The sequence below is a fragment of the Vibrio ouci genome, from assembly GCF_004551525.1.
Classification (GTDB): Bacteria; Pseudomonadota; Gammaproteobacteria; order Enterobacterales; family Vibrionaceae; genus Vibrio; species Vibrio ouci.
This window is the reverse complement of sequence record NZ_SATR01000082.1, coordinates 1-6,688: the sequence shown is the minus strand read 5'-3', so window position 1 is coordinate 6,688 and position 6,688 is coordinate 1. Positions and strand designations below refer to the sequence as shown.

The 6,688-nt window shown below is 40.7% G+C and carries 6 protein-coding genes; all 6 read left to right on the top strand.

The features are described from left to right. The first annotated feature begins 70 nt into the window (after nucleotides 1-70). The 6 genes from ELS82_RS27405 to ELS82_RS22935 all read left to right on the top strand — a co-directional run bounded on the left by ELS82_RS27405 (nucleotide 71) and on the right by ELS82_RS22935 (nucleotide 5,262). Nucleotides 71-280: a GDCCVxC domain-containing (seleno)protein gene (locus tag ELS82_RS27405; RefSeq protein ID WP_080765384.1), complete on the top strand. Its 210-nt coding sequence runs from the start codon at nucleotides 71-73 to the stop codon at nucleotides 278-280. Between the two features lie 173 nt (nucleotides 281-453). Continuing rightward, nucleotides 454-834: a hypothetical protein gene (locus ELS82_RS22960; protein ID WP_134837516.1), complete on the top strand. Its 381-nt coding sequence runs from the start codon at nucleotides 454-456 to the stop codon at nucleotides 832-834. A gap of 146 nt (nucleotides 835-980) precedes the next feature. After that, on the top strand, nucleotides 981-1,811 hold the full coding sequence (locus ELS82_RS22955) for a DUF2971 domain-containing protein (RefSeq protein WP_134837515.1): 831 nt from the start codon (nucleotides 981-983) through the stop codon (nucleotides 1,809-1,811). 280 nt (nucleotides 1,812-2,091) lie between these two features. Then, nucleotides 2,092-2,382, top strand: coding sequence for a hypothetical protein (locus ELS82_RS26490; RefSeq protein ID WP_167489488.1), 291 nt, complete (start codon nucleotides 2,092-2,094; stop codon nucleotides 2,380-2,382). 1,177 nt (nucleotides 2,383-3,559) lie between these two features. Then, on the top strand, nucleotides 3,560-4,606 hold the full coding sequence (locus tag ELS82_RS22940; RefSeq protein ID WP_134837513.1) for a DUF262 domain-containing protein: 1,047 nt from the start codon (nucleotides 3,560-3,562) through the stop codon (nucleotides 4,604-4,606). Nucleotides 4,607-4,608: 2 nt separating this feature from the next. Continuing rightward, entirely contained in the window at nucleotides 4,609-5,262 is a 654-nt protein-coding gene (locus ELS82_RS22935) for a hypothetical protein (RefSeq protein ID WP_134837512.1), read from the top strand. Nucleotides 5,263-6,688: the final 1,426 nt, after the last annotated feature.

Sequence of the window (6,688 nt, the reverse complement as noted above, 5' to 3'; positions counted from 1 at the left end):
CTTAATTGGGCGTTATGTTGCTACTGAGGTTCTATGCTTAGAAAGAGCTCAGAATGAAGGAAAGACTCTCGTGAAAATAGTATTGGAATCGGAGTTAGTTTGCCCGAAGTGTGGACATAAAAGCAGGGAAGTCATGCCCACAGATTCATGTCTCTACTTCTATGAATGTAAAGGGTGTGGTGAACTACTCAAGCCTAAGGCTGGCGATTGTTGTGTCTTTTGCTCTTATGGCAGCGTCCCTTGTCCTCCAATCCAAGAGCAGGGCAAGTGTTGTAGCTAGTCCGTTGAACGCTATTTCTACACTGAAGAAAATCAACATAACAATAAATTTAAGAGTGATTCACAACGCTCGGCGCTTTCACTTCAAGCCAGTTTAGTGTTTATGGCACAATGCTTTAGGTTGGGTGGTAGCGTTGTTCACACCTTAATTTGGCGTTATGTGAACGGTGATGTATGAGATTTAGCGACATTTTGGATATATTTGAGCGCGAGTTTAAGCCGCTCCTAGGTAAGTTTTGTCATTATAACCTTTCAGTGCAAGAAGCTATAGATACTCAAGATGATTATATTTGGCATCCTGGCGTTTATGTTTGGTTTCACCCGAAGGATGGTGTTTTAAGAGTAGGACGAAGCTTATCTAACTCGCGAAAAAGGTCTCTTGAGCACGTTGGGCATAACACTGGTGGCCTTATAAAGGAATATGCGCAGGATTCTGAGACACGAATATTTTTATTCAACGTGAAAGATATTAGTGACTATCACTGGGTTGCTTCTCTAGAAATTTACTTTGAGAACGAGCTGAATCCAGTTTTGAAAGCTGGGCGGCAAGGTTAACATAACAATAAATTTAAGAGTGATTCACAACGCTTGGCGCTCTCACTTCAAGCCAGCTTAGTGTTTATGGCACAATGCTTTAGGTAAGGTGTCAGCGTTGTTCACACCTTAATTTGGCGTTAGACCTTACAGGAAAATTAGGACATATGGATTACTTTTACCATTACACGAATATTGGTGGCTTACTTGGAATTCTTCAATACAAAAAACTGTGGCTATCTTCAATAGCGAACATGAATGATCACCAAGAGGTTATTTGGCTTAGAAGCAAGTTTTACTCTAGGTTGACGGAGCTAGTAGGCAAACAAGATTTTGATGAGAAGCGCTTAGAGCTTATAGACTCATTTTGGCAAATGATGTCTCATCCAGAGCCAACACCATATGTTTGCTGTTTTTCAAAAAATGGCGACCTACTAAGTCAATGGCGTGCATATTCTAGTGACGGTGAGGGTGCTTGTATTAAGTTTAATGTTAATAAACTTGGTGTTGAGCAAGGTATTCCTTATATGCATCCTAAATTAGAATACTCAATGCGCTATTCTCCGGTTGTATACGAGGAAGAGCAAACTCAAGCATTTATAACAGAAATGATAGTTGAGTTAATGAAAATTGTTGATGCGTTGGCTGAGGGGGATAATAATCAAATGATTAAGCTGTCTGAACTGGCTAATAAATGCTCCAGAGCCTCCTATATATTTAAAAATTCAGCTTTCTCAGAAGAACAAGAAATTCGAATAGTGCATACTCCATTTATTGACGATAACAATAAGTGGTATGGCAATGCATCTGAAGTCAGATTTCGGGAATGTTCTGGCTCAGTAACGTCGTATTTCGAGTTTGGATTTAGCAACGAAGCTGTCGAAGAAATTATCTTAGGACCTAAATGCAGATGTTCAATAAGTGAGCTTGAGCTATTGTTAAGATCGTATAGTTATCAAGGTGTTACAGTGAGTAGGTCATCTGCTAGCTATAGGTAACGGTCTAACAATAAATTTAAGCAGATTCGCAACGCTTGGCATTTTCGGTTTGAATCAGCTTTGGTGTTTACGGCACAATGCTTTAGGTCAAATGGTGGCGTTGCTCACTACTTAATTTGGCGTTATGTTTACTTGTAATTCAAAGGCTTAAAGTTCTTAGGCTCTGGTTCTTTGTCCCTCTGGCAATTCGTCCCTAGTAGACTCAGCAAATCCGAATTGTCGGTCTAAGTTCTTGAATCTCTCAGCCCGTAAAACATGCCAATATTCGTGGGTTGCTTCATTGTCAGGTCGTGGCGCTCGGATTCTTGTTTCACTGGCTCTAAGTCGCTTTGAGGTTCTTAGTCAATTAGCATTTCAGCTTGGCAGCTGCCTCGGCAATTCAATACTGTTTTGCGCTTTGGTTGGAAAGACAAGGCGCTTGTTGTTACTTGGCAGGGTTGCCTCATTGGGCAGGGAAGTGGACTTACTCGTTTTAGGTTGGTCGCTTTTGGTGGCTAAGTTGGTTCTTGCCATGTGGTTTGGTTCAGAAAAGTGGCTTGAAATTGCAGTTCTTTCTCAATTAACTCAGTAACTTGTGGTAAAACATAACAAACAATTCAACAGTGATTCGCAACGCTTGGCGCTTTCACTTCGGGTTGAGTTTAGTGTTTACGGCGCAGTGGTTTAGTTTAGTGTATGCGCTGCTCACACGTTAATTGGGCGTTAATAAGCTGCTGTTAACAAATGTTTTTATGGCGAGTGGTTGGTCATTTGCTTTGAGTTGTTTGGTTCAGATTTAGCTTAAATTTGCGCTTTAACTTCGCTGGTTCTTTGATGTTGTCGCCATTTGGTTTTATCGAAAGGCTAATCTGCCAATCACCATATTCGCTCTCAATTGCTTCATCTAGTGGCAATCAGCTGCACGTGACTTTTGTGGGTGGCTTGCTCTTTCCAATCTCACCTTTTGCATTCGTTGAACCATGGTTTCTTTTGGGTTCAGTGGGGCAGCAGCCAGAAAATATCGGGTTAGTTTGTGGCTTCAAGTTTCTCGGCTTATTCAAGGTTCGTATTTGTCGGAAGCGCTTTATTAACAAGTCGTTCAAGTCGGACTCACAACGCTCGGCGGTTTTGGTTGCAAATTTGGCAGCGGTGTTTAAGGTGGTTTTATTGAGTGTGGTGGGGCGTTGTTCACCACTTAACTCAGCGTTAATAAGCTGCTGTTAACAAGTGTTTTTTATGGCAAGTAGTTGGTCATTGGCTTTGAGTTATTTGGTTTAATTTGAGCTGAATATTGCGCCTTAACTTCACTGGTTCTTTGGTGTTGTCGCCATTTGGTTTCGTCAAAAGGCTAATCTGCCAATCACCATTTTCGCTCTCAACAGTTCTTCTAGTGGCAATCAGCTGTACGTTACTTTTGTGGGTGGCTTGTTCGTTCAAATATAAAGTTTTGCATTCGTTTCGCTTTGGTTTCTTGTGACTTCAGTGGGGCAGCAGCCAGAAAATATTGGGTTTGTTTGTGGCGTTGAGTTTCTTGGCTTATTTGAGGTTCGCATTTGTTTCAAGCACTTTATTAACAAGTCGTTCAAGTCGGACTCACAACGCTCGGCGGTTTTGGTTGCAAATTTGGCAGTGGTGTTTAAGGTGGCTTTATTGAGTGCGGTGGGGCGTTGTTCACCACTTAACTTAGCGTTAGGGCTAATTGCCTTCCTATTGTTTCTCTTTGTAGCTAAAATACATGCAGTAAAGAATAAGTATCCAGAGAGAACACTATGAACCTTAATGTAAGTCAGATAACCCTAATTGACTTGGTCGACCAAATCGGACGAAAAGAAGTCATTATCAACCGAGATTATCAGCGCGGGAAAGTCTGGCCTGACACTGCAAAGTCTTACTTTATCGATACTATTTTAGAAGGCTATCCATTCCCTAAAATATACCTATATCAAGTCTTTAATGAAAAAACCAATCGCCCAATTAAAGAACTTATCGATGGTCAGCAACGAATGACAGCAATAATGGATTTTATGCAAGACAAGTTTAAACTTGGCTCTAGCTCCAATCGATACAAAGGTATGTATTTTTCTGACCTTGATGAAGATGACCGTAATCGCTTTTTGTCTTATCAAGTCGAAGCGTCGGTAATTTTGTCTGCGACACGACCAGAGCTTTTAGAGATGTTTCGTCGTATCAATGCTTACACAGCACCACTATCTGTGGCTGAAAAACGACATGCAGTTTATCAAGGTGACTTTAAATGGTTTATTGTTGACCTTGCAGACGCACACTCTCCATTACTGGCGGAATTGGGCATTGTTGGGCCTAAACTTCTATCGAGAATGGGAGATTCGGAGTTCATCTCAGATCTAATCGTTGTTCTGGAAAAAGGTGTAACTGCTAAAACATCTAAACAAATAGAAGATCTTTACAAGCAATACGATAGAGAATTTCCTCAGGTGCCGAATTATACTGCAATCGTAAATGAATTTTTTAGTTTACTTGCATCTACTTTTGAGCCGTTACATGATACTTTCATGATGAAGTCCTATATTGTACATTCCTTGTTTTCAGCATTTGTCGCTTGTAAATACGGGATTCCTGGAATGGAAGACTTAGTTGAGTTTGAGGCAAATGAAAGTATTCAGTTTGATTACGATACAATTATCCCTCAGCTTCTGGAGTTAGCGGAAGCTCATGAGCTTCAGGACACAGAAGGCGAACATTCTGCTTATGTAAAAGCTTGTTTGTCTAGCACAACGAAAACACCGCAAAGACGAGAGCGTTTTAAGGTCATAGCTAATATCTTACATGGTGAGTAGGTGTGCACTTAGGAAAACTGTATAGAAATTTTGATTCAAGGTGTGAGTCATACTCTCGTAGAATTCAGCAGATTCAGAGTAGTAAAGGTAACATTGAAAACTGGGAATTTAACTACAAAACGGAAGTTCTGATCTCTGATATGTGGCAGAGCTGGTGCCATTTTACTAGGGAGCTTATTTTTAGTTCATGTAGAGGAACTCTTGCTAGAGATGGGACTGGAATCAGTGAGAGAAGCGGTAATAATGAGTGGAAACGGCTCGGGTATGAAGCTTCTCGGAACTTACGTTCTCAAGCTTTAACTGCAAATGGACACCACAACTTTCTCATTCGTTATGAGCCTACTTGGGGGGATCTAGGCAATATTTCTGCAATTGTTACAGGCTTAGCTCCTCACAACATGAATACCATTATTTCAGCATATGGTAGTTTCTATAAGTTGAAAGACATGCAAATGGTAAGGAATGCGTGTGCGCATAAAAATGTTGAAACTTTGATGAGTTTAAATCCTTTAGCTACTCGTTATCACATAGGGACATTAAAAAATGCTACGCAAGTTGCGTGGAGTATTGGACGCGGCACAACTAGTGAATTAGCGATCGAGCAATGGCTATTCGAAATGAATATGATTGCTGATCTTTCGACAAGCACAAATTAGCCCTAACAAGCAATTTAAGAGGGATTCACAACGCTCGGCGCTTTCACTTCAAGCCAGTTTAGTGTTTATGGCACAATGCGTTAGGTTTGGTTGGAGGCGTTGTTCACCCCTTAATTGGGCGTTATGTGCATATAGTGTTATATGTGTCGAGTATTCATATAAACCAGTCTTTACTTACAGCGTTCTAGTGATAGATAGTGGTGTTTTTGGAGGAAATATGAAGAGGAAAATAGAATTCATTTCTCAGAGACATCACTGGACAAATATCAGCGTTACGTTGTTTACATATTTAGCTATCAACTTCAGTTTCAACTATTTTGGGTTAGCTGAGTTTAGCTTTCAAACTCTATTAACCTTCTTCACCTTTTACATTGGTTTCTATTTTTTATTCATCATCAAACGTGAGAGATATTTGACTGAAAAAGATGGCGATTTCTTTATTCATGACATAGTTAGTGATTTGCAACTTAAGAAAAGTCTATTCAAAACGAGGTATGTCGAGTTAACGTCTCAAACAAAGTCGGGTTACTATAGAATTAAAGTTTATCCGGGCGATGTATCAGAACAAGATTGGACGGCCATGATGAAAAAATGCACATAACAAATCGTTCAAGTCGGACTCACAACGCTCGGCGGTTTTGGTTACAAATTTGGCAGCAGTGTTTAAGGTGGCTTTATTGAGGGTGGTGGGGCGTTGTTCACCACTTAACTCAGCGTTAATAAGCTGCTGTTAACAAGTGTTTTTTATGGCGATTAGTTGGTCATTTGCTTTGAGTTGTTTGGTTCAATTTGAGCTGAATATTGCGCTTTAACTTTGTTGGTTCTTTGGTGTTGTTGCCATTTGGTTTCGTCGAAAGGCTAATCTGCCAATTACCATTTTCGCTCTCAAAGGCTTCTTCTAGTGGCAATCAGCTGCACGTGACTTTTGTGGGTGGCTTGTTCTTTCCAATCTCACGTTTTGCATTCGTTGAACCATGGTTTCTTTTGGGTTCAGTGGGGCAGCAGCCAGAAAATATCGGGTTAGTTTGTGGCTTCAAGTTTCTCGGCTTATTCAAAGTTCGTATTTGTCAGAAGCTCTTTATTAACAAGTCGTTCAAGTCGGACTCACAACGCTCGGCGGTTTTAGTTGCAAATTTGGCGGCGGTGTTTAATGTGGCTTTATCGAGTGTGGTGGGGCGTTGTTCACCACTTAACTCAGCGTTGCGTTAGTACGGGTTTGACATCAAAGGTCATAAGTTTTGGTGTTTATCTGTTTTGGCGCTCGTTTTTACACCTTTCAGTTTGTACCTTTCACGTTCTTTCCGGTGGCACTATATGCGGAGTGTTCGCTTTGATTTCACTGTTTACGGCTTCTAACTCTTAGCCTATTTCTTTGGCGCTTCTTCATTTTCGTGGTGGCTTTTGAGAGAGCCTTGGTTACTTTTGG